The sequence below is a fragment of the Mycobacterium sp. NGS61 genome (assembly GCF_059812325.1).
Genome location: NZ_JCALCL010000010.1, coordinates 23,650 through 48,814 on the forward strand (window position 1 = coordinate 23,650; position 25,165 = coordinate 48,814).

The 25,165-nt window shown below is 67.4% G+C and carries 25 protein-coding genes and 1 tRNA gene; 15 read left to right on the forward strand and 11 right to left on the reverse strand.

What is annotated here, in order from left to right; all coding sequences use genetic code 11:
* The first annotated feature begins 16 nt into the window (after positions 1-16).
* The gene (locus AC5Y3Z_RS19250; RefSeq protein ID WP_473139917.1) at positions 17-1,402 is read left to right on the forward strand and encodes a cytochrome P450; all 1,386 of its coding nucleotides are present in this window, start codon (positions 17-19) and stop codon (positions 1,400-1,402) included.
* 68 nt (positions 1,403-1,470) lie between these two features.
* Positions 1,471-1,626: a hypothetical protein gene (locus tag AC5Y3Z_RS19255; RefSeq protein ID WP_463828746.1), complete on the forward strand. Its 156-nt coding sequence runs from the start codon at positions 1,471-1,473 to the stop codon at positions 1,624-1,626.
* Positions 1,627-1,691: 65 nt separating this feature from the next.
* Here the strand turns inward: AC5Y3Z_RS19255 and AC5Y3Z_RS19260 are convergent.
* From AC5Y3Z_RS19260 to ponA2, 4 genes are all read right to left on the reverse strand, one after another.
* Positions 1,692-1,765: transfer RNA gene (locus AC5Y3Z_RS19260), tRNA-Pro, on the reverse strand.
* A 53-nt stretch (positions 1,766-1,818) separates the two neighbouring features.
* Entirely contained in the window at positions 1,819-2,925 is a 1,107-nt protein-coding gene (gene cds1 / locus AC5Y3Z_RS19265) for an L-cysteine desulfhydrase Cds1 (protein WP_473139895.1), read from the reverse strand.
* Positions 2,922-3,881, reverse strand: a complete 960-nt coding sequence (locus AC5Y3Z_RS19270; protein WP_463828769.1) for a metallophosphoesterase — start codon at positions 3,879-3,881, stop codon at positions 2,922-2,924. Before AC5Y3Z_RS19270 ends, cds1 begins: the two co-directional genes overlap by 4 nt.
* Before the next feature lie 43 nt (positions 3,882-3,924).
* Entirely contained in the window at positions 3,925-6,357 is a 2,433-nt protein-coding gene (gene ponA2 / locus AC5Y3Z_RS19275; RefSeq protein WP_463828748.1) for a transglycosylase/D,D-transpeptidase PonA2, read from the reverse strand.
* 360 nt (positions 6,358-6,717) lie between these two features.
* On the opposite strand from ponA2, the gene AC5Y3Z_RS19280 reads away from it, so the two are divergent.
* On the forward strand, positions 6,718-7,068 hold the full coding sequence (locus tag AC5Y3Z_RS19280; RefSeq protein WP_463828749.1) for a WhiB family transcriptional regulator: 351 nt from the start codon (positions 6,718-6,720) through the stop codon (positions 7,066-7,068).
* Positions 7,069-7,537: 469 nt separating this feature from the next.
* Here AC5Y3Z_RS19280 and bagB read toward each other — a convergent pair whose 3' ends face one another.
* Both bagB and bagA read right to left on the reverse strand, forming a co-directional pair.
* Entirely contained in the window at positions 7,538-8,680 is a 1,143-nt protein-coding gene (gene bagB, locus AC5Y3Z_RS19285) for an ATPase BagB (RefSeq protein WP_473139894.1), read from the reverse strand.
* Positions 8,677-9,699 (reverse strand): ATPase BagA, encoded by a 1,023-nt coding sequence (gene bagA / locus AC5Y3Z_RS19290; RefSeq protein ID WP_463828751.1) that lies wholly within the window; start codon positions 9,697-9,699, stop codon positions 8,677-8,679. Before bagA ends, bagB begins: the two co-directional genes overlap by 4 nt.
* A 76-nt stretch (positions 9,700-9,775) precedes the next feature.
* On the opposite strand from bagA, the gene sp36 reads away from it, so the two are divergent.
* The 3 genes from sp36 to AC5Y3Z_RS19305 are packed head-to-tail and all read left to right on the forward strand — an operon-like array spanning position 9,776 to position 11,190.
* Entirely contained in the window at positions 9,776-9,937 is a 162-nt protein-coding gene (sp36, locus tag AC5Y3Z_RS19295) for a Sp36 family protein (protein WP_120794267.1), read from the forward strand.
* Positions 9,934-10,389 (forward strand): RidA family protein, encoded by a 456-nt coding sequence (locus AC5Y3Z_RS19300; RefSeq protein ID WP_463828752.1) that lies wholly within the window; start codon positions 9,934-9,936, stop codon positions 10,387-10,389. The genes sp36 and AC5Y3Z_RS19300 overlap by 4 nt, the downstream gene beginning before the upstream one ends.
* Before the next feature lie 6 nt (positions 10,390-10,395).
* Positions 10,396-11,190 (forward strand): MBL fold metallo-hydrolase, encoded by a 795-nt coding sequence (locus tag AC5Y3Z_RS19305; RefSeq protein ID WP_463828753.1) that lies wholly within the window; start codon positions 10,396-10,398, stop codon positions 11,188-11,190.
* On the opposite strand, the gene crp is transcribed toward AC5Y3Z_RS19305, so the two are convergent.
* Positions 11,187-11,861 carry a cAMP-activated global transcriptional regulator CRP gene (crp, locus tag AC5Y3Z_RS19310; RefSeq protein WP_463828754.1) on the reverse strand — a complete coding sequence of 225 codons (675 nt, stop codon included), beginning with the start codon at positions 11,859-11,861 and terminating at the stop codon, positions 11,187-11,189. The two genes, AC5Y3Z_RS19305 and crp, sit on opposite strands and share 4 nt — an antisense overlap.
* Before the next feature lie 108 nt (positions 11,862-11,969).
* Positions 11,970-12,272, reverse strand: coding sequence for a hypothetical protein (locus AC5Y3Z_RS19315; protein WP_463828770.1), 303 nt, complete (start codon positions 12,270-12,272; stop codon positions 11,970-11,972).
* Positions 12,273-12,455: 183 nt separating this feature from the next.
* On the opposite strand from AC5Y3Z_RS19315, the gene nth reads away from it, so the two are divergent.
* From nth to marP, 4 genes are read left to right on the forward strand one after another with little or no spacing between them, the layout of a single operon-like run.
* The gene (gene nth / locus AC5Y3Z_RS19320) at positions 12,456-13,136 is read left to right on the forward strand and encodes an endonuclease III (protein WP_463828771.1); all 681 of its coding nucleotides are present in this window, start codon (positions 12,456-12,458) and stop codon (positions 13,134-13,136) included.
* 9 nt (positions 13,137-13,145) lie between these two features.
* The gene (locus AC5Y3Z_RS19325) at positions 13,146-13,793 is read left to right on the forward strand and encodes a TlpA family protein disulfide reductase (protein ID WP_473139893.1); all 648 of its coding nucleotides are present in this window, start codon (positions 13,146-13,148) and stop codon (positions 13,791-13,793) included.
* On the forward strand, positions 13,790-14,617 hold the full coding sequence (locus AC5Y3Z_RS19330) for an NUDIX hydrolase (protein ID WP_463828756.1): 828 nt from the start codon (positions 13,790-13,792) through the stop codon (positions 14,615-14,617). Before AC5Y3Z_RS19325 ends, AC5Y3Z_RS19330 begins: the two co-directional genes overlap by 4 nt.
* Positions 14,618-14,622: 5 nt before the next feature.
* Positions 14,623-15,819 carry an acid resistance serine protease MarP gene (gene marP / locus AC5Y3Z_RS19335; protein ID WP_463828757.1) on the forward strand — a complete coding sequence of 399 codons (1,197 nt, stop codon included), beginning with the start codon at positions 14,623-14,625 and terminating at the stop codon, positions 15,817-15,819.
* On the opposite strand, the gene AC5Y3Z_RS19340 is transcribed toward marP, so the two are convergent.
* A complete protein-coding gene (locus tag AC5Y3Z_RS19340) occupies positions 15,812-16,756 on the reverse strand; it encodes an alpha/beta fold hydrolase (protein ID WP_463828758.1) in 945 nt (314 codons plus the stop codon). The genes marP and AC5Y3Z_RS19340 overlap by 8 nt on opposite strands.
* A complete protein-coding gene (locus tag AC5Y3Z_RS19345) occupies positions 16,757-17,281 on the reverse strand; it encodes a phage holin family protein (protein WP_463828759.1) in 525 nt (174 codons plus the stop codon).
* A 245-nt stretch (positions 17,282-17,526) separates the two neighbouring features.
* On the opposite strand from AC5Y3Z_RS19345, the gene AC5Y3Z_RS19350 reads away from it, so the two are divergent.
* Positions 17,527-18,189: a S1 family peptidase gene (locus AC5Y3Z_RS19350; RefSeq protein WP_463828772.1), complete on the forward strand. Its 663-nt coding sequence runs from the start codon at positions 17,527-17,529 to the stop codon at positions 18,187-18,189.
* Position 18,190: 1 nt separating this feature from the next.
* Here the strand turns inward: AC5Y3Z_RS19350 and acs are convergent, their stop codons facing one another.
* Complete coding sequence (gene acs / locus AC5Y3Z_RS19355) at positions 18,191-20,143, reverse strand: acetate--CoA ligase (RefSeq protein ID WP_473139892.1); 1,953 nt, start codon at positions 20,141-20,143, stop codon at positions 18,191-18,193.
* Between the two features lie 26 nt (positions 20,144-20,169).
* On the opposite strand from acs, the gene AC5Y3Z_RS19360 reads away from it, so the two are divergent.
* Genes AC5Y3Z_RS19360 through AC5Y3Z_RS19375 form a run of 4 tightly spaced genes read left to right on the forward strand, consistent with a single transcriptional unit; the run spans position 20,170 to position 25,153 of the window.
* Positions 20,170-21,780, forward strand: a complete 1,611-nt coding sequence (locus AC5Y3Z_RS19360) for a peptide ABC transporter substrate-binding protein (protein ID WP_473139891.1) — start codon at positions 20,170-20,172, stop codon at positions 21,778-21,780.
* A 1-nt stretch (position 21,781) separates the two neighbouring features.
* The gene (locus AC5Y3Z_RS19365; protein WP_463828762.1) at positions 21,782-22,708 is read left to right on the forward strand and encodes an ABC transporter permease; all 927 of its coding nucleotides are present in this window, start codon (positions 21,782-21,784) and stop codon (positions 22,706-22,708) included.
* On the forward strand, positions 22,701-23,522 hold the full coding sequence (locus AC5Y3Z_RS19370) for an ABC transporter permease (RefSeq protein WP_463828763.1): 822 nt from the start codon (positions 22,701-22,703) through the stop codon (positions 23,520-23,522). Before AC5Y3Z_RS19365 ends, AC5Y3Z_RS19370 begins: the two co-directional genes overlap by 8 nt.
* A complete protein-coding gene (locus AC5Y3Z_RS19375) occupies positions 23,519-25,153 on the forward strand; it encodes a dipeptide ABC transporter ATP-binding protein (RefSeq protein WP_473139890.1) in 1,635 nt (544 codons plus the stop codon). The genes AC5Y3Z_RS19370 and AC5Y3Z_RS19375 overlap by 4 nt, the downstream gene beginning before the upstream one ends.
* Positions 25,154-25,165: the final 12 nt, after the last annotated feature.

A 25,165-nucleotide genomic window follows, 5' to 3' on the forward strand; every position in this document is an offset into this window, starting at 1 on the left:
GGCTCAGCCATATGGCATCGGCTATGCAGTAGCGTCACCGACCGTGGGGCTACCTTCGCCGCCCGGTCTGCCCGCACCGCGCGGGTTACGCGGCGCGTGCGCAACCGCGTATGCCGTGATGTACCTCCTCGGCGGCGAGCGGCGGATGATGCGGTTGATCCGTCGATATGGACCGCTGATGACAATGCCGATCCTCAGCCTCGGTGACGTTGCCATCGTGTCCGATCCGGCACTTGCGAAAGAAGTCTTCACCGCCCCGACAGACGTGTTACTCGGCGGTGCGGGAGTGGGGCCCGCCGCAGCGATCTACGGATCGGGATCGATGTTCGTGCAGGAAGAACCGGAACACCTGCGGCGGCGCAAGTTGCTCACGCCGCCGCTGCACGGGTCCGCGCTGAGCGGATACGTGCCCATCATCGAAGAGGCCGCGCGGGCGGCGATGCGGGACTGGCCCGTGGACCGCCCCTTCGAGATGCTGCATGCCGCACGGAAGTTGATGCTGGACGTGATCGTCCGGGTGATCTTCGGGGTCGACGATCCCGACGAAGTCCGGCGGTTGGGACAGCCCTTCGATCGGCTGTTAAACCTTGGTGTCTCAGAGCAATTGACGGTTCGCTACGCGTTGCGAGGCCTCGGTACGTTGCGCATCTGGCCTTCGCGCGCCCGGGCCAACCGGGAGATCGACGACGTCGTCATGCCCCTGATCGCGGCGCGCCGCGCCGACCCCACGCTCGCGACTCAGCGCGACATCCTGGCTCTGTTGATGTGCGCGCGTGGCGACGACGGCCAGGTCTTGTCGGACAGCGAAATTCGCGACGATCTGATCACCCTGATGTTGGCCGGTCACGAAACCACCGCGACGACGTTGGCCTGGGTGTTCGATCTGCTGCTGCATCATCCGGACGCGCTGCGCCGGGTGCGGGCAGAGGCCTGGGCCGGTGAGGAAGCATTCACGACGGCAGTGATCGACGAGACGCTGCGAGTGCGTCCGCCGGCGCCGCTGACTGCGCGGGTCGCCGCGCAGCCGTTCGCACTGGGCGGTTACCTGGTCCCTGCCGGCACCCGCATCGTCGTACACATCGTTGCGATCAATCGGAATCCGGCCGTCTACGACCGCCCGAGCGAATTCCGGCCGGAGCGCTTCCTGGGATCGCGGCCGCAGACATATGCCTGGGTACCGTTCGGGGGCGGCGTAAAACGTTGTCTGGGTGCGGCTTTCAGCATGCGGGAGCTGATCACTGTGCTGCAGGTGCTGGTGCGCGAGGGCGAATTCGATGCGGTGGACAGCACGTCCGAGCGGATCGTGCGTCGCTCCATCATGCTGGCGCCGCGACGCGGCACCAGAGTGCGATTCCGTCCGCACGCCAGCGGTCCAGATCCTCTTGCGCTACCCCGTGATTGAACTGCGCGCAGCGGGGTATTCAACAACTTGTCAGTCAATTAGACAGCGTTCAACAGAAGGGGCGCGACGTGATTATCCTGGGGATCGTGTTGCTGGTGGTCGGTTACTTCACCGGCATCAGCATTCTTTACACAATCGGCGGCATCCTATTGCTCGTCGGCGTGGTGTTGTGGATTCTGGGCGCGGTCGGTCGCCCCATCGGCGGTCGAAAAGTCTGGTACTAGCACCCGAATGCGGCGAAGGCCACCGACAGTGAAAACTGTCGGTGGCCTTGCTCGTCTTCAGCGAGTCGGGGTGGCGGGATTCGAACCCACGGCCTCTTCGTCCCGAACGAAGCGCGCTACCAAGCTGCGCCACACCCCGCTTGAAGCTTGGCCAGCCTATCGCACCGTCCGGCGGCACCGCCAAACGCGTGGCTAGCCCCACCGGCAGGAGCGCTCGAAGACGGCCAGAGCCTGGGCGGGGCCGCCGGGATCGAGCCCCTGAGCAGCCACCCAGTCGTCGTCGAAATAGGTGTCGGCATACCGGTCGCCGCTGTCGGCGAGCAAGGTGACCACCGAACCGCCGCGGCCGTCGGCCACCATCTCGGCCAGCAGACCGAAGGCTCCCCACAGATTGGTTCCCGTGGAGGGGCCCACCCGGCGCCCCAGAACGCTGCTGACGTGTCGCGCGGCGGCTATCGAGGCCGCGTCGGGCACCGCGACCATCCGGTCGACCACCGACGGCAGGAACGACGGTTCGACCCGCGGACGCCCGATGCCCTCGATCCGAGACGACGCTCCCGTCACGACGTCGTAGCGCTGATCGGCGAAGGCCGGAAAGAACGCGGAGTTTTCCGGGTCGACGACGCACAGTCGCGTCGAATGCCGGCGATATCGGATGTACCGCCCGATCGTCGCGCTGGTGCCACCCGTGCCGGCGCCCACCACGATCCAGGTGGGGATCGGGTGGGTTTCCTCACGCATTTGCAGATAGATTGATTCGGCGATGTTGTTGTTGCCCCGCCAGTCGGTAGCGCGTTCGGCGTTGGTGAACTGGTCGAGGTAATGGCCGCCGGTCTCGGCGGCGACCCGTACCGCCTCGTCGTAGACCTCGCTGGAATTGTCCACGAAATGGCAACGGCCACCTTGGGATTCGATCAGCGCGATCTTTGCCGTGCTGGTGGCGGCCGGCATCACGGCGACGAAGGGCAAACCCAGCAGCGCAGCGAAATACGCTTCGGACACCGCGGTGGAACCCGACGAGGCCTCGACCACGGTGGTGCCCTCGTCGATCCATGCGTTGCACAGCGCGTAGAGGAACAGCGAGCGGGCCAGCCGGTGTTTGAGGCTGCCGGTGATGTGGGTCGTCTCGTCTTTGAGATACAGCGCGACGCCGGAGTCGTCACCCCACGCCGAGGGAAGCGGATAGCGCAGCAGATGGGTGTCGGCACTGCGCCGCGCGTCGGCTTCGATCAACCGGATCGCATTGTCGGTCCAGCTGCGAGATTTACTCCGGACCGCGATGCGGGTCCGGTCGGTCAACGAACCGACGTAGCAGTCGGCTGTCGGCCCAGGTTGCTGGTCGAGTCGCGGCCGCCCATCGGGGTGGCGATCAGGGTCAGCAGGGTCGCTTCGGGCCGGCAGCAGAATCGCACCGGCGCGAACGGCGAAGTGCCGAGTCCCGCCGAGACGTGCAGGCGCATGTTGGCGCCCCACTGCGACGGCCCCTTGGCCCGGGACCGGTCCAGGCCGCAGTTGGTCACGATGGCGCCGTAGAACGGCAGGCATAGTTGCCCGCCGTGGGTGTGTCCGGCCATCACCAGCTGGTAACCGTCGGCGGCGAAGCGATCGAGCACGCGTGGCTCGGGTGAGTGGACCAGGCCCAGCTTGAGGTTGGCCGCGGGACTGGCCGGACCCGCGATGGTGTCGTAGCGGTCCCGGTCGATGTGCGGGTCGTCGACGCCTGCGGCCGCGACATGCAGGCCGGCCGCCTCGAACTCGCGCCGAGTGTGGGTGAGGTCGAGCCAGCCGCGTTCGGTGAAGGCCGCGCGCAGATCCTGCCAGGGCAGTGGCTCACCCTTGACGCGGTGGCCGGGGTTGGTCAGGTAGTTGGCCGGATTCTTCGGCCGGGGACCGAAGTAGTCATTGCTGCCGAAGACGAACACGCCGGGCCGGGACAGCAGATCGCCCAGCGACTGCACGACTGCGGGCACCGCCTTGGGGTGGGCGAGGTTGTCGCCGGTGTTGACCACCAGGTCGGGATCCCAACTGGCCAGCTCGCGCACCCAGGCCTGTTTGCGCCGCTGATTAGGGGTCATGTGCAGGTCGCTGATGTGCAGCACCCGCAGCGGTGTGGAACCTGGGCTCAGCACCGGAATCGTCACCTCGCGCAGCACGAACGCGTTACGTTCGACAAGTGAGGCGTAGCCGATTCCGGCAGCCGCCGAGCCGACGACGGCGGCGCCGGCGCGTAGCAGCGTGGGAAGCGGGGCAGTCAGACGGACGTCAGCCATGCCAGGCAGTTTACTGCCCGACCGGCCGCTACGGCGGTGGCGGCGCCGCCGGCGGGGGCGGTGCCAGCAGCGGGATGGTGATAGGTGGCAGACCGGGAATCTCGACCACCTGCGATCCGACCACTTCCGGCGGCAGACTCCCCTCGGGCGGCGGCGGCGGTGCCGGCGGGACGCCATTGCTGATCTGGATGGTCACGATCGAGCCGGGGATGGTCTGGCCGCTGGGCGTGGTGCCGACGACCTCGCCGTACTTGGCAGAGCTGTTGACCGAGGTGGGCTGATCGGCGACCTGGAAACCGGCGTCCCGGAGCCGCTGCCGGGCCTGGTCGACGTCCAGGCCGGCCACACTGGGCACCCGCCCGGCCGGTGAACCGTCCAGGTAACGCGGATCGGTCGGCGGCAGGTGCACCTCACCGAAGTTGTTCGCGATCGGTTGCAGCGCAGTGAACCAGGTTCGCGCCGGCTCGTTACCGCCGTACAGGTCACCGCTGCCGCAATGGCGCAGCGGCGCCGAACACAGGTCGGTCGGTGCCGGGGAGTCGTCGTAGATGTAATTGGCGGCCGCGTACCGGTTGGTGAATCCCACGAAGCCGGACGAACGGTGGGCTTCGGTGGTGCCGGTCTTACCGGACATCGGCAGGTTCCAGCCGGCCGCACCGGCCGAGCCGGCCGCGGTACCGCTGCCGGTGGCGTCCTTGCTCATCGCATTGGCCAGGGTGTTGGCCAGCCCCTCGGGGACCACCTGTTCGCAGGTCTCGGTAGTGACCGACACCTCATTGCCGTTGCGGTCGATCAGCTTGTCGATCGGGCTGGGCGGGCACCACATGCCCCCGGACGCCAGCGTCGCCGCGACGTTGGACAGCTCCAGCGCGTTGACCTCGATGGGGCCCAGGGTGAAGGAGCCGATGTTCTGTCGCTTGACGAAGTCGGCCAGACTTTCGTTGCTGTCCGGGTTGTAGTCGCGGGCGGTGCCGGGGTTGGCGTAGGACCGCAGGCCCAGTTTGATAGCCATGTCCACCGCGCGGGACACCCCGATCTGGGAGATCAACTTGGCGAACGCGGTATTGGGCGAGGTGGCCAGCGCATCGGTCACATTCATCGATCCGCGGTAGTTGCCGGCGTTGACCACGCACCAGGTGTCCTTGGGGCAGCCCTTGGCACCCCCGCTGCCCAGGCCCTTGGCCTGGAACCGGCCGGGGACCTCCAGATTGGCGTTGATGCCCATGCCCATGTCGAGCGCGGCCGCTGTGGTGAACAGCTTGAAGATCGACCCGGCGCCGTCGCCGACAAGGGAGAACGGCTGCGGCCGCATGGTTTCGCCGGCCTCGGTGTCCAGGCCGTACTTGCGGTTGCTGGCCATCGCGACCACTTTGTGCGACGTCTTACCCGGCAGGATCACGCTCATCACGCTCGAAATGCCACTCAGCGTCGGGGGCGCGAACTTGTCGATCGCCGCCTTCACCGGGATCTGCACGTCCGGGTCCAGCGTGGTGCGGATCAGGTAGCCGCCGCGGGCCACTTGTTCCTTACTGATGCCGGCCCGGGACAGGTATTCCTGCACATAGTCGCAGAAGAACGCCCGGTCGCCGGCCGCGATACAGCCGCGCGGCAACTCCTTGGGCTGTTGCAGGACGCCCAACGGCTGCGCTTTGGCTGCGCGTAGCGCATCGGCCTCATTGGGAATGTTCTCGATCATGGTGTCTAGCACCAGATTGCGCCGGGCCAGTGCGCCCTCCGGGTTGGTGTACGGGTTGAGCGAGCTGGTCGACTGCACCATGCCGGCCAGCAGCGCGGCCTGCTGCCAGTTCAGGTCGATGGCGTTGACGCCGAAGTAGGTCTGGGCCGCGTCCTGGATGCCGAACGAGTTGTTGCCGAACGACACCAGGTTCAGGTAACGGGTCAGGATCTCCGGCTTGGTGAAGGTCTTGTCCAGCGTGAGCGCCATCCGGATCTCGCGCAGCTTGCGCGCCGGGGTGGTCTCGACGGCCGCCCGCTTCTCCGCGTCGGTCTGCGCGGTCACCAGCAATTGGTAGTTCTTGATGTACTGCTGCTCGAGGGTCGAGCCGCCGCGGGTCTCGACGTCGCCGGAGGCGTAACCGGCCAGCCCGGTCAGCGTGCCTTTCCAGTCCACACCGTTGTGGTCGGCGAACCGCTTGTCCTCGATGGACACGATCGCCAGCTTCATGGTGTTGGCGATCTTGTCCGACGGCACCTCGAAACGGCGCTGCGAATACAGCCAGGCGATGACGTTGCCTTTGGCGTCCACCATCGTGGACACGGCCGGGACCTGACCCTCGAGAAGTTGCGCCGATCCGTTGGCGACGACTTCCGACGCGCGGTTCGACATCAACCCGACGCCGCCGGCGAAGGGGAACATCAACGCTGTCGCGACCACGCTGGCGAGCACACAGAACCCCGCCAGCTTCAGCAGCGTCAGCGGGACCGGGGGGCGCTCGGACATGCGTACTACAGTAGCGACCTCGCGTCACGTCCCCGCGCCGTGCGGGGTGGGAAAACTTTCTTCGGCAGGTGTTGAACAGGATTCGCACCACGTCGCCGGCCGACCTGGCGGCGATATCACAGGTCAGAGGGCCCAACGGCGGCCCGCGGCGGCCGTCGAGGCCCGCATCACGATCCAGACGGCACGGACGTCCCAGAAAAACCGTTATCGGACTGTTGCGCAATTAGCACCTGACCACCTAACTTAGATACGCATTGAGATTCAGGTAACACCGATATGCGCAGTGTGGCTCAGATCGCATCATCGGCTGGTACCCGAGGAGGCGGTCGCGATTCGCGGCCGGGAGAAAGGGATCAGCTCGTGTCAGGATCGCGCCCGGGCGCTCGTAAGACGAACCTCACGTCCACCGGAAACCTGCTGCGCAGCGTCGAAGCCGATGACCGCGTCGCCTGGGTATCGCAGGCACTGTGCCGGGCAACCGATCCCGACGAACTCTTCGTGCGGGGGGCCGCCCAGCGCAAGGCTGCGGTGATCTGCCGGCACTGCCCGGTGATGCAGGAATGCGGTGCAGACGCCCTGGACAACAAGGTGGAGTTCGGCGTGTGGGGCGGCATGACCGAACGTCAGCGCCGGGCCCTGCTCAAGCAGCACCCCGAGGTGGTCTCCTGGTCCGACTACTTCGACAAGCGTAGGCGTCGCAGCATCATCTGACCCGGGCCGCACGGCACGTCCTTCCCTATTACTTTTCTGTTACAACCTGCCTCAGTATGCTGCGGCCCTAATCTTATATGCGCAGCTCAAAGGCACTTTTTCGGCCTCCTGGGCGGGGTCGCATTTGGTGCATCCGTTGAACGGCCGTCAAATAAAGGCCGGTTACCCCCATATCGGTGCAGGTGGGGGGCCGTGCCGGACGCTGGACTCAGCGGAGTCGGAAACCTGCGAACGCGCAGCGGGTGGACGCTGATTCCGCCCCCGCGCAGCATGCCTGCAGCCCAGCGCGGACCGACGCTACGGCAAGCCTTCATCATGACGAAAGTGTTACAAGTTAGTTGATCGCACCATGAAATGATGCTTATTTGCGCAGGTCAAGCTGCTATTGAGCGTTACTGATGGGGCAAATGGTAACTACTGCCGTTGTAACGGCGTCAAATAAATCGCCCAGGCGGGGTATCGCCGCTGGTTATGCGGTCGAGGTAATCTGGTCGGCCAGAGCGCGCAGCGCTTCGAGGTCGGAGACGTCGAACGGCAGCGACGGCACCCCGATGACGGGCACATGCGGGTTGGCGCCGGTGAACCGCGACAGCAGTCGAATCTCCCGCTTGGCGGTCTGCGCCCGGTCGGCGTGAATCTGCAGCACGGCGGCGGCCAGCGAGGAGGCTTCCAAATCGGTCTCGGCCGCTAACTTCTGGATGGCATCGATGGCCCGTTCGGCCGGCAACGAACACAGCATCGGGTGGGTGCGGTTCAACACCAGGCCCGCCAGCGGCATGGACTCCTCGGACAGCCGGTCCACGAAGAACGACGCCTCGCGCAGCGCGTCCGGCTCGGCGGCCGACACGACCACGAACTGGGTGCCGCGCCGTTTCAGCAACGCATAGGTGCGGTCCGCCTTCTCGCGGAAACCGCCGAATGTCGCGTCCAACGATTGCACGAACGCTGCCGCGTCCCCGAGCATCTGCGAACCCAGGATCGTCGACATCGCCTTCATGGCCAGGCCCATGGCACCCGTCACCAGGCGACCGAGACCCCGTCCGGGCGCGAGCAGCAGGCGCCACAGCCGACTGTCCATGAAACTGCCCAGCCGCTTGGGGGCATCCAGGAAATCCAGCGCGTTGCGCGACGGGGGAGTGTCCACGACCACCAGGTCCCACCGGTCCTGAGCCAGCAGCTGGCCCAGTTTCTCCATGGCCATGTACTCCTGCGTGCCGGCCAGCGAGGTCGCGACGGTCTGATAGAACTGATTGTCCAGAATCGATTGCGCCCGTTCGGAACCCGAGTACTGCATCACCATCTCGTCGAAGGTGCGGCGCATGTCCAGCATCATCGCGTGCAACTCCCCGGGGACCTCGGGTGCCAGCGGTACCCGCTGCGGCGTATTCCCAAGATCGTTGACTCCCAACGCTTGTGCGAGGCGTTTGGCCGGGTCGATCGTCAAAACCACTACGGTGCGGCCATATTCGGCTGCCCGCAGCGCGATGGCTGCGGCAGTCGTGGTCTTGCCCACGCCGCCCGCACCGCAGCACACCACGACCCGGTTGGACGTGTCGGCCAAAAGAGCCGCCATGTCAAGGGTTTCCGGCTTATGGGACTGCGTCGTAGTCATCGAACCCCCTGGTGGGCAAGCGCTTCGGAAAGCTCGTACAGGCTGCCCAGATCGACGCCGTCGGAGATGGTCGGCAATTCCAGCCTCGGCACCTGCAGCGCGTCGAGCTGTTGTGCGGTCTCGGCGCGCGCGGCGATCCGGGTGGCGTGTTGGATGGTCTCGGTCAGCAGGCCGGCGAAGTCGTTGTCGTCCAATTCGATGCCGGCCGTCGCCAGCCCGGCGCGGACCGAGTCCGCGTCGACGACACCTTCGGCGGCCTTGGCCAGGTCGCCGGAGTCGAGGTAGGCCGGAATGTTGCGGTTCACGATGACGCTGCCGATGGGCAACTGCATCTCGGCGAGTTCCTCGATCGCTTCCAGCGTCTCCTGCACCGGCAGCGCCTCCAGCAACGTCACCAGGTGGATGGCGGTCTGGTCGGAGTGCAGCAGTCTGACCACGCCTTCGGCCTGCGAGTGCACCGGGCCGCCCTTGGCGAGGTCGGAGACCGCTTTGGTGACGTCCAGAAAGCGGGCGATCCGACCGGTCGGGGGCGCATCGACGACGATCGCGTCGTAGAGCGGCCGCTTGTTCTTGTCCAGCCGGATGACCGTTTCTTTGATCTTGCCGGTGAGCAACACGTCGCGCAGACCGGGTGCGATGGTGGTGGCGAACTCGATGGCACCGATCCTGCGCATCGCCCGGCCGGCCAGTCCCAGGTTGTAGAACATGTCCAGGTACTCCAGGAACGCGGCCTCGAGCTCGATCGCCAGCGCGTTGACCTGCCCGCCACGTTCGGCGGTGGCGATCTTGACTTCCTGGTATGGCAGCGGCGGTACGTCGAAGAGTTGCGCAATCCCTTGGCGGCCTTCGACTTCCACCAACAAGACTTTGCGGCCGCCGGCCGCCAGCGTCAGTGCCAGCGCGGCCGCGATCGTCGACTTCCCCGTGCCGCCCTTGCCCGTCACGAAATGCAGCCGGGCCTTCGACAGCCGCGACGGCCACCCGACGGAGTTACCGCCGCTCGATGTGTTTGCCACCATCGCATGCTAGCCCTACCGGTTCGGCCGGCCAGCGGGCTGGCCGGAGCTGGTCAACACCGGCCGATAAGCTCGCGTCATGACCCAACCCACGACATGGGAGTACGCGACGATTCCGCTGCTCACCCACGCCACCAAGCAGATTCTCGACCAGTGGGGCGCCGACGGTTGGGAGCTGGTTGCGGTGCTGCCAGGTCCCACCGGCGAACAGCACGTCGCCTATCTCAAACGCCCCAAGTGAGCGTCACTGCCCGGCTCGCGGAGCTGGGCATCACGCTGCCCCAAGTGGCCGCGCCGCTGGCGGCCTACGTTCCCGCGGTGCGCACCGGCAACCTGGTCTACACCGCCGGCCAACTGCCGTTGGTCGACGGTAAGCTGCCCGCCACCGGCGCGGTCGGCAGCGACATCACCCCGGACGTCGGCAAGAGCCTGGCGCGGATCTGCGCGCTCAACGCTCTGGCCGCGGTGGATTCGCTGGTGGGCCTGGACTCGGTGACCAAGGTGGTCAAGGTGGTCGGATTCGTCGCGTCCGCGCCGGGTTTCCACGGTCAGCCGGGTGTGGTCAACGGCGCGTCGGAATTGCTCGCCGAGGTTTTCGGGGACAGCGGCGTGCACGCGCGTTCGGCAGTGGGCGTAGCCGAATTGCCCCTGGGCGCGCCGGTGGAAGTGGAGCTGATCGTGGAGGTCGGGTAACGGGCCGTGACTGAGTCGGCGTTGACGCATCCCGCCTATGGTCAGCTGCGGGCGGTCACTGAGACTGCCTCGGTGCTGCTCGCCGACAACCCGGGTCTGATGACCCTGGACGGCACCAACACCTGGGTGCTGCGCGGCCCGCGCAGCGACGAGTTGGTGATCGTGGACCCCGGGCCCGACGACGACGAGCACATCGCGCGGGTGGCGGCGCTCGGCCGCATCAGCCTGGTCCTGATCAGCCACCGCCACCCGGACCACACCGACGGCATCGACAAGCTGGTCGAGCTGACCGGGGCGACCGTGCGGTCGGCGGGCAGCGGGTTCCTGCGCGGACTCGGCGGTCATCTCACCGACGGCGAGGTGATCGACGCCGCCGGCCTGACGATCAAGGTGATGGCCACTCCCGGCCATACCGCCGACTCACTGTCCTTCATCCTCGACGACGCGGTTTTGACCGCCGACACGGTGCTGGGTCGCGGCACCACCGTGATGGACTCCGAAGACGGAAATCTGACCGACTACCTCGAGTCACTGCAGCGATTGCGCGGACTCGGCCGGCGCACGGTGTTGCCCGGGCACGGGCCCGACCTCGGCGATCTGACCGCCGTCACGCACGACTACCTGGTCCACCGGCACGAGCGGCTCGAGCAGGTGCGCGCCGCATTGCGCGCGCTGGGCGACGACGCGACTGCCCGGCAGGTCGTCGAACACGTCTACACCGACGTCGACGAGAAGCTCTGGGACGCGGCCGAGTGGTCGGTGCAGGTGCAATTGGACTACCTGCGCGCCGAGTCCGGTTAGCGAGCCCGGCGGGCCAGACGTTCGGAGTCCGAGATGAGGACGCTCTTGCCCTCCAGGCGAATCCAGCCGCGGTGCGCGAAATCGGCCAGCGCCTTATTGACGGTCTCCCGGGAGGCGCCCACCAGCTGGGCGATCTCCTCCTGGGTCAGATCGTGGGTGACCCGCATCGCGCCACCCTCCTGGGTGCCGAACCGCTGCGCCAGCTGCAGCAGCTGCTTGGCCACCCGGCCGGGCACGTCCGTGAAGATCAGGTCGGCCAGGTTGTTGTTGGTGCGGCGCAACCGCCGTGCCAACACCCGCAACAGCTGCTCGGCGATCTCCGGGCGGTCAGCGATCCAGGCCCGCAACGCGTCGCGGTCCATCGAGACCGCGCGCACCTCGGTGATCGTCGTCGCACTCGACGTCCGGGGGCCCGGGTCGAAGATCGACAGCTCGCCGAACATGTCCGACGGTCCCATGATGGTCAGCAGGTTCTCCCGGCCGTCCGGGGACCGGCGACCGATCTTCACTTTGCCGGCGACGATGATGTACAGCCGGTCACCCGGCTCGCCTTCAGCGAAAACCGTGTGTCCACGGGGGAAATCAACGGGCTGCAGTTGCTTGGTCAACGCGGCGACCGCGCTGGCCTCAACCCCTTGGAAGATTCCTGCCCTTGCCAGGATCTCGTCCACGTTGCCTCTTCTTGCCTCTTCAGTTGGTGACGAAGTTGATACGGGCAGGCCAACCTGTGACGGCCGACACGATTCTAAAGGTAGGCCAATCTGTGCGGCCTGCCAACGCTACACACGATTGACGTGTCGGATGCGGGTGGGGAGTCCCGTCTCGATTCGTCCGACGACGTCGGCAACGAAGAATGTCTCGGCGTGATGGCGCCCGGTCAGCAACCGGGACTGGGGTGCGGCGGCAAGTCCCAGAGCATGACGGCGGTGCAGATACTCCAGGGCCTCGGGCATGCCCTCGCGGGCCAGGGTGTGCACGTCGACCGCCTCGGCCTGCTCCCGGAATGCGGCGACGTCCGTGCTGCTGACGGCGTCGTGGGCAAGGGTCTTCTCCAGCCGCCCGAGCCCGAGCGCCGCCAGCATCAGCAACCCGGGAATGCAGGCCACCAGCAACCACAACACAAGGGAGAGTAAACACGGACTTCGATCAAGGCGGGGTCTCAGTCAGATCACGAAATAAGTACTCTGTCGTAGGTGACAGCGGCGAAGGCGTCCAAGCGCTGGTCCAATGAGACCCGGACGGGTCTGGTGCGACGGGCGCGGCGGATGAATCGCACTCTGGCGCAAGCGTTTCCGCACGTCTACTGCGAACTGGATTTCACGTCGCCGCTGGAACTGGCGGTGGCTACCGTCTTGTCGGCGCAGAGCACCGACAAGCGGGTGAATCTGACCACCCCGGCGGTGTTCGCCAAGTACCGCACGGCGCTGGATTACGCGCAGGCCGACCGCGCCGAATTGGAGACGTTGATCCATCCCACCGGCTTCTTCCGCAACAAGGCGTCGTCGCTGATCGGGCTGGGGCAGGCCCTGGTCGAGCGGTTCGACGGCGAGGTGCCGCGGACGATGGACGAACTGGTGACGTTGCCCGGGGTGGGCCGCAAGACGGCCAACGTCATCCTGGGCAACGCCTTCGGCATTCCCGGCATCACCGTCGACACCCATTTCGGGCGGTTGGTGCGCCGGTGGCGATGGACCGAGGAAGAGGACCCGGTCAAGGTCGAGCGCGCCGTTGGTGAGCTGATCGAGCGCAAGGAATGGACATTGCTCAGTCACCGGGTGATTTTCCACGGCCGCCGGGTGTGCCACGCCCGCAAACCGGCCTGTGGAGTCTGCGTGCTGGCCAAGGACTGTCCCTCCTACGGGCTTGGCCCGACCGAGCCACTGCTGGCCGCGCCGCTGGTCCAAGGACCCGAAACCGACCACCTGCTGGCCCTGGCCGGGTTGTAACGCGCCCGGATGAAAGCACTTTCCGGCACGGCTCGCTGGACGATCGCGGTCCTGGTGTTGGTGGTCGCGCTGGTGGTCGCTTTCGTGGCCGAACTGCGCGGGGAGCCGGTGCCGCCGGCGCACACGCAGGCGCCGGTGCAGCGTGAACACCGCGACGCCGACACCCCCGCAGCGCTGGCCGGCCCACGCCGGCGCGCCGGACTGCCGGCCTGCCCGGGGCCGGGACCGGGGGAGGGCGAGGGCGCCTTGCGGGGCGTCGTGGTGGAGTGCGCGGCCGACGGTGCGGCCGTGGACCTGGGCAGAGCGTTGACCGGCCGGCGGGTGGTGCTCAACCTGTGGGCGTACTGGTGTGCGCCGTGCACTGCCGAACTGCCCGCGATGGCCGAATATCAGCGCCGGGTCGGTTCCGACGTCACCGTGGTGACGGTGCATCAGGACGAGAACGAGACAGCCGCGCTGCTGCGGTTGACCGAACTCGGCGTGCGGTTGCCGACCCTGCAGGACGGTCGCCGCAAAGTGGCGGCTGCGCTGCGGGTTGTTAACGTGATGCCTGCGACGGTGGTGCTGCGGCCGGACGGTAGCGTTGCCCAAACCCTGCCGCGGGCGTTCGGCAGCGCTGAGGAGATCGCGGCCGTGATCGGAGACGGGGCGGGGTGAGCGAGCCGGGCTGTCGAGACAGGAGGGAGACGCCGGTGAGTGCTGCGACTCCTCTGACTCCCGATATCGGCCCGCCCTGGTTACGACCGCTGGTCGACAACGTCGACCAGATTCCCGACGCCTACCGGCGCCGCCTGCCGGCCGACGTGCTGGCCATGGTGACCGCGGCCAGATCGGTATCGTCGTTGCGCCGTACCGGCCGGGACGCCGCGGTGCTGGTGCTGTTCTCCGGGCCGCAGGACGGCCCGGCGGACGGTCGCGTGCCCGATGACGCCGACCTGCTGCTGACGGTGCGCGCCGCCACACTGCGTCACCACGCCGGGCAGGCCGCGTTTCCCGGCGGTGCGTCCGACCCCGGCGACGACGGACCCGTCGCCACCGCGCTGCGCGAGGCACGCGAGGAGACCGGGATCGACGTCGGCCGGCTGCACGCGCTGGCGACGATGGAGCGGACGTTCATCGCGCCGTCGAATTTTCATGTCGTGCCGGTGCTGGCCTATTCACCGGATCCCGGTCCGGTCACCGTCGTCAACGACGCCGAGACGGCGATCGTGGCGCGGGTGCCGGTGCGGGCCTTCATCAATCCGGAGAACAGGCTGATGGTGTACCGCGGCACCTTGGGCAGGCGCTGGGCCGGTCCGGCGTTTCTGTTGAACCAGATGCTGGTGTGGGGATTCACTGGCCAGGTGATTGCTGCCATTCTCGACGTCGCCGGTTGGGCACAGCCCTGGGACACCAACGACATCCGCGAGCTGGACGAGGCGATGGTGCTGGTGGGCGACCCTGCGGCGCAAACCCCGACGAACAGGGGTGGGTTGCGGTGAACTCGATGAGCCCGTCGCAGTGGCTGGACATCGCGATCCTGGCGGTGGCTCTGATCGCAGCGATCTCCGGGTGGCGGTCCGGCGCGCTGGGGTCGGTGCTGTCGTTCGCGGGTGTCTTGCTGGGCGCGGTCGCCGGGGTGCTGCTGGCGCCGCACATCGTCAGCCATATCGCCGCGCCGCGGGCGAAGTTGTTCGCCGCGCTGTTCCTGATCCTGGCGCTGGTGGTAGTCGGTGAGGTCGCCGGCGTGGTGCTGGGACGCGCGGTGCGCGGGGCGATCCGCAACAAGCCGATCCGCACCATCGACTCGGTGATCGGCGTAGCTATCCAGCTCCAGGTGGTGTTGACCGCGGCCTGGTTGCTGGCCACCCCGCTGACGCAGTCCAAGGACCAGCCCGAACTCGCCGCCGCGGTGAAGGGTTCGCAGGTGCTCGCCACGGTCAATGACGTGGCCCCGTCGTGGCTGAAACAGCCGCTGCGGCAACGGCTCTCGGGCCTGCTGAACACCTCCGGGCTGCCCGCGGTGCTGGAACCCTTCAGCCGCACCCCGGTCATCCCGGTCGCCTCCCCGGATCCGGCGCTGGCCAACAACCCGGTGGTGGCCGCCGTCGCGCCCAGCGTCGTCAAGATCCGCAGCATCGCGCAGAGCTGCCAGAAAGTGCTCGAAGGCACCGGATTCGTGATCTCCCCGGAACGGGTGATGACGAACGCGCACGTGGTCGCGGGGTCCAACAGCGTCTCGATCCAGGCCAACGGCAAGACCCTCGATGCCACCGTGGTGTCCTACGACTCGGCGGTGGACATCGCCATCCTCGCGGTGCCGGGTCTGCAGGCCACGCCGCTGGTCTTCGAGTACTCCCCCGCCAAGACCGGCACCGACGTGGTGGTACTGGGTTATCCGGGTGGCGGCAACTTCACCGCCTCCCCGGCCCGGATCCGCGAGCGGATCAAGCTCAGCGGACCGGACATCTACCGCAGCCCACAGCCGGTCACCCGGGATGTCTACACCATCCGGGCCAATGTGGAACAGGGCGATTCGGGTGGGCCGCTGGTCGACCTCGACGGCAACGTGCTCGGCGTGGTGTTCGGCGCAGCGGTCGACGACGCCGACACCGGATTCGTGTTGACGGCCGACGAGGTGCGCAGTCAGCTGGGCAGGATCGGCGCGAGCCAGCCGGTGGCCACCGGAGCCTGCGTCAACTGACCCGGTGCACCTGATCGAGGAACCGCATGAGGTGTCGGGTGACTTCCCGCGGCGCCTCTTCGTGGCTGAAATGCCCGGCGCCGGTGACCGAGATGTAGCGGCCGTGCGGCGCGTAGCGCTGGGTGCGTTCCACCGGGGCGGCCAGCACATAGGGGTCGGCGTCGCCGCGGATGTGCAGTAGCGGGACAGCGAGCGGGGCGACCATCGATTTGATGAAGCGGTGTCCCTCGCTGCGCAACTGGCTGCGTACCGCCCAGCGCTGATATTCCAGCGCGCAGTGCGCGGCCCCCGGGATCCGGATGGCGGTGCGCAGATAACCGATGGTCTGGGAAAAATCTGCGGAGGCAACCCATGGAGAGCTGCTGCGGCTGCGGACCAGGCGCTCGATCTCGGCACCGTTGTGTTTGGTGAGCGACCGCTCGGGCCACCACGGCGCCTGATACCGCAGCAGGGTGGGCAGCAGCGCGCGACCCTGGTCGCGCCGGGCCAGCGTGGAGCGGCGCAGGGCGGCCGGGTGGGGCGAGCTGATCAGACCGATGGCGCGCACCAGCCGCGAGTGCAGCAGCGCGGTGGCCCAGCATGCCAATCCGCCGTCGGCGTGGCCGATCAGCGTCGCCGAAGAGTGGCCGAGCGCCCGGATGAGACCCGCCGTATCGCCGGCCAACGTCCAGCCGTCGTAGCCGCGGGGCGGCTTGTCGCTACCGCCGTATCCGCGCAGGTCGACCGCGACCACCCGCGCGCCGGTCAAGTCCCGTAGTTGGTGCCGCCAGGACCACCAGAACGAGCCGAAGCCGTGCAGCAGGATCACCAGCGGCCGCCCGGTGGCCGGTATGCCGGCGTCAGCCTCCACGACGTGGAACCGGATGCCGTTGGCATGCACGTCCAGATGCCGCCACGGCCCGTCGATCCGGACCATCGACGGATCGGGAGCCGCCATCTACCAACCCGAGGGATCGGCGGGCGTCTTGGCGTCGGCCGTGATCGCCTTGGACTGCGGTGCCGCGGCAAGGTTCTTGTCGTGCCCCGGAGTGAACGCGGTGCGCGCCTCTTTCACCGATTCGATGGTCTGCTGCGGGCCGCGGATTCGGCGAACCTTGAGGAAACCGAACAGCGCGAGCACGGCGGTGACCACCACCATGATCGCGAAGACGATCAGGAACGCCGCCCAGCGCCACAGCCAGGTGTCGAGGAGTTCGGCGAGGAAGAAGAACAAGAAGAAGGTGGAGTAGAACAAGATGACCAGCGCGGAGATGAAGAAGACGCTGCCGGTCAGCCCTTTCTTGACATCCCGGGTGATTTCGGCGCGGGCCAATTCCACCTCGGCGCGCACCAGCGTCGACATCTGCGTCGTGACGTCCTTGATGAGGTCGCCCACCGACGGGTCGCCGACCCTGGCATGCGGGTCGGCCAGCGGAATCGTGGTCAGAGTGTTGGGCACACCGTTCTTGTCAGGTTTGCTCACAGACGATCCTCTCCGTTGCAACGCCCCTGCAGCTCCGGTGGCGCGTCAGTCGTCGCGGTTCATGTTGCCATGTGGCCCGATGCCCGACGAGGCCAGCCGAACCCGCGGCGAACCCGGCCAATACACTGGGCGGACTGTTCTCCGAACCTCTCATCCATCTTCTTCCTCTTTTCGACCATCCTGACGGGAGTATCACTTTGCAGAAGGCGCCCAGCGGCCGAAAGCCCCTCCGGGTCGCGGCGGTGATGGCCGCGTTCCTGGGCCTTCTGATCCTGCCCGTCAGCACCGCGGCCGCCGACGACAAAGTCCCGCTCGGCGCCGGTGCGGGCATCGTCGTCAACACCGGCACCCTGTGCACGCTGACCGCCATCGGGCACGACAAGTTCGGCGACCTCATCGGGTTCAGCTCCGCGCACTGCGGGGGTCCCGGCGCGCCGGTCGCCGCCGAGGGGGCCGAGAACCGGGGCCAGGTGGGCACCATGGTCGCCGGCAACGACGGTCTGGACTACGCGGTGATCAGGTTCGATCCGGCCAAGGTGACGCCGGTGGCGAACTTCAACGGCTTTGCCGTCAACGGCATCGGCCCCGAACCAACGGCCGGTCAGGTCGCCTGCAAGCAGGGCCGCACCACCGGCAACTCGTGCGGGGTGACCTGGGGACCCGGGCAGGACCCAGGCACCATCCTGATGCAGGTCTGCGGTGGACCGGGGGATTCCGGTGCGCCGGTGACGGTGGACAACATGCTGGTCGGGATGATTCACGGCGCTTTCAGCGACAATCTGCCCACCTGTGTCACCAAGTACATCCCGCTCCACACGCCCGCGGTGGTGATGTCGATCAATGCCGACCTGGCCGACATCAACGCCAAGAACCGGCCCGGTTCAGGATTCGTGCCGATCGCCGACTGAGCTACTTCGCCTCGCGGATCGCGTCGAATACATCGGGGTCCAGCAACGTCGAGGTGTCGCCCAGTTCCCGGTTCTCGGCGATGTCGCGCAACAGTCGCCGCATGATCTTGCCGCTGCGGGTCTTGGGCAGCTCGGGCACGATGTGGACCTCGCGCGGCTTGGCGATCGGGGAGATCTCGTGGGCGACCTCGCCGCGTAGATCCTCGACGGTACGGTCACTGGCTTCGTAGTCTTCCCGCAGCACGACGAACGCGCAGATGGCCTGGCCGGTGGTGTCGTCGGTGACCCCCACCACCGCGGCCTCGGCCACCCCGGAATGTCCGACGAGCGCGGACTCCACCTCGGCGGTGGAGATCCGGTGCCCGGATATGTTCATCACGTCGTCGATGCGGCCCAGGACCCAGATGTCGCCGTCGGGGTCGAACCGGGCGCCGTCGCCGGCGAAGTAGTAGCCGTGCTCGGCGTACTTGGACCAGTAGGTCTTCTGGTACCGCTCCGGGTCGCCCCAAATACCGCGCAACATCCCCGGCCACGGCTGGTCCAGAACGAGGTAACCGGTGACGTGCTCTTCCCCCTCCTTGTCGGGAGGTAGCGGTTCGCCGTGGTCGTCGACGATCTTCGCCGAGATGCCCGGCAGCGCCGCCATCGCCGAACCGGGTTTCGCGGCGGCCACGCCGGGCAGCGGGGAGATCATCGCCGCACCGGTCTCGGTCTGCCACCAGGTGTCGACCACCGGCACCCGCCCGCCGCCGATCACGTCGCGGTACCAGCGCCAGGCTTCGGGATTGATGATCTCGCCGACCGTGCCCAGCAGTCGCACGCTGGACAGGTCATGCGCGTCCGGAATCTCCCGCCCCCACTTCATGAACGTGCGGATCAGCGTAGGAGCCGTGTAATAGATTGTGACGCCGTATCTTTCGATGATCTCGAAATGCCGGTGCTGGCTCGGGGTGTTCGGGGTGCCCTCGTAGAGCACCTCGGTGATGCCGCTGGACAGCGGCCCGTAGACGCCGTAGGTGTGTCCGGTGACCCAGCCGATGTCGGCGGTGCACCAGAACACGTCGCTGTCCGGCTTGACGTCGAAGATCGCGTGCATGGTGTAGGCGCACTGGGTCAGGTAACCGCCGCTGGTGTGCACGATCCCTTTGGGCTTGCCGGTGGTGCCCGAGGTGTAGAGCAGGAACAACGGCTGCTCGGCATCGAAGGCCTCGGCCACGTGCTCCGGGGCGGCCGCGTCGACGACATCGTGCCACCACAGATCGCGGTCGTCGTCCCAGGACACGTCGACCCCGGTGCGCCGCACCACCAGCACGTGCTCGACCGGGCTGCCGTCGACCGAGACTGCCTCGTCGGCGGCCTCTTTCAGCGGTGCGGGCTTGCCGCGGCGGAACTGGCCGTCGGCGGTGATCAACAGCTTGGCGTCGGCGTCGGCGATCCGGGCCTGCAGCGCGTGCGCGGTGAAGCCGCCGAACACCACGGTGTGCATGACGCCCAGCCGGGCGCAGGCCAGCATCGCGATCACCGCCTCGGGGATCAGCGGTAGGTAGATGGCCACTCTGTCCCCGGCCACCAGGCCGAGGTCGGTCAGCGCGTTGGCCGCCTTGCACACTTCTGTCTGCAGGTCCGCGTAGGTGAAGGTGCGCCGGTGGTCGTCGGGCTCGCCTTCCCAGTGGAACGCGACCCGGTCGCCGTGGCCGGCTTCGACATGGCGATCCACACAGTTGTAGGCGACGTTGAGCTTGCCTCCGACGAACCATTTGGCGAACGGCGCGTCCGACCAGTCCAGCACCTCGGTGAACGGCGTCTCCCAGGCCAGCCGGTCGGCCTGTTCGGCCCAGAACGCCAGGCGGTCTTCGGCGGCCTTCTCGTAGAGCTCCGCGCGGGCGTTGGCCTGGTCGACGAAGTGCTCGGGCGGTGGGTAAGTAGACGGGCCTTCGGCGGTGGCGTCTGTCACGTAGCGAGCCTATTAGGGTCGCTGTCATGCGTCGGATGCGGGCCGCGCTGGCCGCCCTGCTGGTGTCTGCTCACTTGGCGGGCTGTGGCGGCGGCATGCTGACACCCGAGGTGGTGGTGGTCAATGGTGCCGAGCCACCCAACCCGCTGATCCCGACCGGCACCAACGACTCCAACGGCGGCCGCATCATCGACCGGTTGTTCGCGGGCCTGATGTCGTACGACGCGGCGGGCCGGCCATCCCCGGAGGTGGCCGAGTCGATCGAGAGCACCGACAACATCAACTACCGCATTGTGCTCAAACCGGGATGGAAGTTCACCGACGGCTCGCCGGTCACCGCTCATTCGTTCGTCGACGCGTGGAACTACGGGGCGTTGAGCGCCAACGCCCAACTGCAGCAGAACTTCTTCAGCCCGATCGCCGGCTACGACGAAGTGGCCGGCCCACCCGGGGACGGCCGGCCTACCAGCATGTCCGGGCTGCGCGTCGTCAACGATCTCGAGTTCACCGTCCGGCTGCAGGCACCGACCATCGACTTCATCATGAGCCTGGGGCACAGCGCCTTCTACCCGTTGCCGCCCATGGCATTTCGCGACATGGCGGCATTCGGCCGCAGCCCGGTCGGCAACGGGCCTTACCGACTCGCCGACAGTGCCCACGGGCCGGCATGGGAACACAACGTCAAGATCGACCTGGTGCCCAACCCCGACTACCACGGCAACCGCAAGCCGCACAACAAAGGTCTGCGGTTCGAGTTCTACGCCAACCTGGACACCGCGTACGCCGACCTGCTGTCGGGCAATCTGGATGTGCTGGATACGATTCCGTCCAGCGCGTTGCCTATCTATCAGCGCGACCTGGGTGGCAATGCCGTCAAGGCGCCGGTCGCGGTCAGCCAGTCGGTGGACACACCGCTGCGGTTGCCCCACTTCGGCGGCGAGGAGGGCCGGTTGCGCCGACTGGCCCTGTCGGCGGCCATCAACCGCCCGCAGATCTGCCAACAGATATTCAGCGGAACACGGCAGCCGGCAAGGGATTTCACTGCCAGCTCGCTGCCGGGGTTCGATCCGAACATTCCGGGAAGCGATGCGTTGGACTTCAATCCTGCTCGCGCGCAGCAACTCTGGGCACAGGCCAATGCCATCTCGCCGTGGACGGGACGGTACGCGATCGCCTACAACGCCGACAGCGGTCATCAGGAGTGGGTGGACGCGGTGGCCAACAGCATCAAGAACGTGCTCGGTATTGACGCGGCCGGGGCGCCACAGCCCACGTTCGCCGGGTTCCGCACCCAAATCACCAACCGGACCATCAATACGGCCTTCCGAGCCGGCTGGATCGGGGACTACCCGTCGATGATCGAATTCCTCGCACCGCTCTACGCCACCGGCGCCGGTTCCAACGATGTGGGGTACTCCAGTCGGGAGTTCGACGCCGCGCTGGCCGCCGCCGAAGCGGCGCCCGACGTGCACGAGGCCGATCTGCGGGTCAACATCGCACAGCGAATTCTGTTGCGCGACATGCCTGCCATTCCGCTGTGGTACTACATCAGTGTGATCGGTTGGTCGGCTCAGGTGAGCAATGTGCAGCCCACCTGGAACGGTCTGCCCGACTACGAGAACCTGCACAAGGGCTGACATGGGCTGGTATGTGCTGCGCCGGATCGCGGTGATGGTGCCGGTTTTCCTGGGCGCCACCCTGCTGATCTACGGCATGGTGTTCCTGCTGCCCGGCGATCCGGTGGCCGCCATCGCCGGCGACCGGCCGTTGAGCCCGGCGGTCGCCGCGCAACTACGCGCCCAATACCACCTCGACGACCCCTTCCTGGTGCAGTACCTGCGCTACCTGGGTGGCCTGCTGCACGGCGATCTGGGCCGCGCGTACTCCGGTCTTCCGGTCAGCGCCGTTCTGGCACATGCCTTTCCGGTGACGATACGGCTGGCGCTGATCGCTCTGGTGGTGGAGGCGGTGCTGGGGATCGGGTTCGGCGTGATCGCCGGACTGCGCCAGGGCGGTGTCTTCGATGCCACGGTGCTGGTCGCCGGACTGGTCATCATCGCGATCCCGATTTTCGTGTTGGGCTTCCTGGCGCAGTTCGTGTTCGGGGTCCGGCTGGGGTGGGCGCCCGTCACGGTCGGGGGACGGGCCAGCTTCGACCGGCTGCTGCTGCCCGGCATCGTTCTGGGTCTGGTGTCCTTCGCCTACGTGGTGCGGCTGACCCGCTCCGCAGTGGCCGCCAATGCCCACGCCGACTATGTGCGCACCGCCACCGCCAAGGGGTTGTCGCGGTCGCGGGTGGTCACCGTGCACATCCTGCGCAATTCGCTGATCCCGGTGGTGACGTTCCTGGGTGCCGACCTGGGCGCGCTGATGGGTGGCGCCATAGTGACCGAAGGGATTTTCAACATCCACGGCGTCGGCGGTGTGCTGTATCAGGCGGTCACCAGGCAGGAGGCGCCTACAGTGGTGTCGATCGTCACGGTGCTGGTGCTGATCTACCTGGTGAGCAATCTGCTGGTGGATCTGCTCTACGCCGCGCTGGATCCCAGGATCCGGTATGTATAGGCGACCCAAGTTCGTCATCGCTGCGGCAATGATCGTGCTGATCCTGCTCGTAGCGGCGTTTCCGTCGTTGTTCACCGGGGCCGACCCCACCTACGCCGACCCGGGTCAGAGCCTGCTGCCCCCGTCGGCCGCGCACTGGTTCGGCACGGACCTGCAGGGCCATGACATCTACGCGCGCACCATCTATGGCGCCCGGGCGTCGGTGATGGTCGGGCTCGGCGCAACGATGGCCGTGTTCGTCGTCGGCGGGGTGTTGGGCGCCCTGGCCGGCTTTTACGGTGGCTGGCTCGACGCGGTGGTGTCCCGCCTGACCGACGTGTTCTTCGGGTTGCCGCTGCTGTTGGCCGCCATTGTGCTCATGCAGGTGCTGCGGCACCGAACGGTGTGGACGGTGATCGCCATCCTGGCGTTGTTCGGCTGGCCGCAGGTGGCCAGGATCGCGCGCAGCTCGATTCTCCAGGTACGGGGCAGCGATTACGTGCTGGCGGCGAAAGCATTGGGGCTGGGCAGGTTTCGTATCCTGCTCCGGCATGCGGTGCCGAACGCGATAGGCCCCGTCATCGCGGTGGCCACCATCGCCTTGGGCGCCTTCATCGTGACCGAGGCGACGTTGTCCTACCTCGGTGTCGGGTTACCGCCGTCGGTGGTCTCCTGGGGTGGCGACATCAACGTGGCGCAGATGCGGCTGCGGGCCGGTTCACCCATCCTGTTCTATCCCGCCGGCGCGCTGGCGATCACGGTGCTGGCGTTCATGGTCATGGGGGACGCGCTGCGCGACGGTCTGGATCCGGCGTCCCGGGCGTGGCGGGCATGAGCGCGCTGTTGTCGGTAGCGGGTCTGGAGGTCCGCTTCGGCGACCAGCAGGCGGTCCGCGGGATGTCTTTCTCGGTGTTGCCCGGGCAGACCGTCGCGGTGGTGGGGGAATCGGGGTCGGGCAAGTCCACCGCGGCGGCGGCCGTTCTGGGACTGCTCGCGCCCGGTGGCCGAATCACCGCCGGCCGCATTGTTTTCGACGGCCGCGACATCACCCGGGCCGGTGAACGCGCGATGCGTGACATCCGGGGCCGGGAGATCGGCTATGTGCCGCAGGATCCGATGACCAACCTCAACCCGGTCTGGAAAGTCGGCTTTCAGGTTCGAGAAGCGTTGCGGGCCAATGCCGATGGGCGTGCGGCGCGACGGCGCGCGGTTGAGCTGCTCGCCGAGGCGGGGATGCGCGACCCGGCCCGGCAGGCCGGCCGGTATCCACACCAGCTGTCCGGCGGGATGTGCCAGCGCGCGCTGATCGCGATCGGACTCGCCGGCCGGCCGCGGCTGCTGATCGCCGACGAACCGACGTCGGCGCTGGACGTCACCGTGCAACGCCAGGTCCTCGACCATCTCGGCCACCTCACCGACGAACTGGGGACTGCGCTGCTGCTGATCACCCACGACCTGGCGCTGGCGGCGCAGCGGGCCGAGTCCGTGATCGTGGTGCATCGTGGTGTCGTGGTGGAATCCGGTGCAGCGCAGGAGATTCTGCGCTACCCGCAACACGAGTACACGCGTCGGCTGGTGGCCGCCGCGCCGTCGCTGCGGGCTCGGGACAAGCGCTCAGCCCAGATTCGGGAACGGGTAGCAGCGACGGCGACCGAGCACGCTGGGGGTTCCGCGGACATCCTCGTCGTGTCGGAGTTGACCAAGACCTACCGCGAATCACCCGGCGTGCCGTGGCGTCGCGCGGAATTTCGCGCCGTCGACGCCGTCTCGTTCCGGCTGGCCCGGGCCGGCACCCTGGCCGTGGTCGGCGAGTCGGGGTCGGGCAAGTCGACGCTGGCGCGGATGGTGCTGGGCCTGTTGCGGCCGACGTCGGGCAGCGTGGTTTTCGACGGGACCGATGTCACCACGCTGGACCGCCGCGCAGAATTGGCGTTTCGCCGTCGGGTGCAGCCGGTCTTCCAGAATCCCTACAGCAGCCTGGACCCGATGTACTCGGTGGCCCGCGCGGTGGAGGAGCCACTGCGGATCCACCGGGTCGGCGACCGTGCCCAGCGTCGGCGGGCGGTGCGCGAATTGCTCGACCAGGTGGCGCTGCCGTCCTCGGTGCTTGACCGGCTGCCCCGCGAACTGTCCGGCGGGCAACGGCAACGGGTGGCGATCGCGCGGGCGCTGGCGCTGCGGCCCGATGTGTTGGTGTGCGACGAGGCGGTCTCCGCGCTCGACGTGCTGGTGCAGGCGCAGATCCTGAACCTGCTGGCCGAACTGCAGGCCGAGCTGGGCCTGACGTATCTGTTCATCAGCCACGATCTGGCGGTGATCCGCCAGATCTCCGACGACGTGCTGGTGATGCGGGACGGGCGGGTGGTCGAACACGCCGCCACTGAACAGGTTTTCACCGCGCCACAGCACGACTACACCCGGCAGTTGTTGGAGGCCATCCCCGGCGCCCCGGCGGCGTCCCGCTAGTTTGGCTCTCTG

Coding starts and splice junctions, on each gene's coding strand:
- ponA2 (WP_463828748.1), bottom strand. CDS start 6,357: ATGTCCGAGCGCCCCCCGGTCCCGCTGACGCTGCTGAAGCTGGCGGGG.
- bagB (WP_473139894.1), bottom strand. CDS start 8,680: ATGACTACGACGCAGTCCCATAAGCCGGAAACCCTTGACATGGCGGCT.
- bagA (WP_463828751.1), bottom strand. CDS start 9,699: ATGGTGGCAAACACATCGAGCGGCGGTAACTCCGTCGGGTGGCCGTCG.
- sp36 (WP_120794267.1), top strand. CDS start 9,776: ATGACCCAACCCACGACATGGGAGTACGCGACGATTCCGCTGCTCACC.
- AC5Y3Z_RS19315 (WP_463828770.1), bottom strand. CDS start 12,272: ATGCTGGCGGCGCTCGGGCTCGGGCGGCTGGAGAAGACCCTTGCCCAC.
- nth (WP_463828771.1), top strand. CDS start 12,456: ATGAATCGCACTCTGGCGCAAGCGTTTCCGCACGTCTACTGCGAACTG.
- AC5Y3Z_RS19325 (WP_473139893.1), top strand. CDS start 13,146: ATGAAAGCACTTTCCGGCACGGCTCGCTGGACGATCGCGGTCCTGGTG.
- marP (WP_463828757.1), top strand. CDS start 14,623: ATGAGCCCGTCGCAGTGGCTGGACATCGCGATCCTGGCGGTGGCTCTG.
- AC5Y3Z_RS19340 (WP_463828758.1), bottom strand. CDS start 16,756: ATGGCGGCTCCCGATCCGTCGATGGTCCGGATCGACGGGCCGTGGCGG.
- AC5Y3Z_RS19350 (WP_463828772.1), top strand. CDS start 17,527: ATGGCCGCGTTCCTGGGCCTTCTGATCCTGCCCGTCAGCACCGCGGCC.
- AC5Y3Z_RS19360 (WP_473139891.1), top strand. CDS start 20,170: ATGCGTCGGATGCGGGCCGCGCTGGCCGCCCTGCTGGTGTCTGCTCAC.
- AC5Y3Z_RS19365 (WP_463828762.1), top strand. CDS start 21,782: ATGGGCTGGTATGTGCTGCGCCGGATCGCGGTGATGGTGCCGGTTTTC.
- AC5Y3Z_RS19370 (WP_463828763.1), top strand. CDS start 22,701: ATGTATAGGCGACCCAAGTTCGTCATCGCTGCGGCAATGATCGTGCTG.
- AC5Y3Z_RS19375 (WP_473139890.1), top strand. CDS start 23,519: ATGAGCGCGCTGTTGTCGGTAGCGGGTCTGGAGGTCCGCTTCGGCGAC.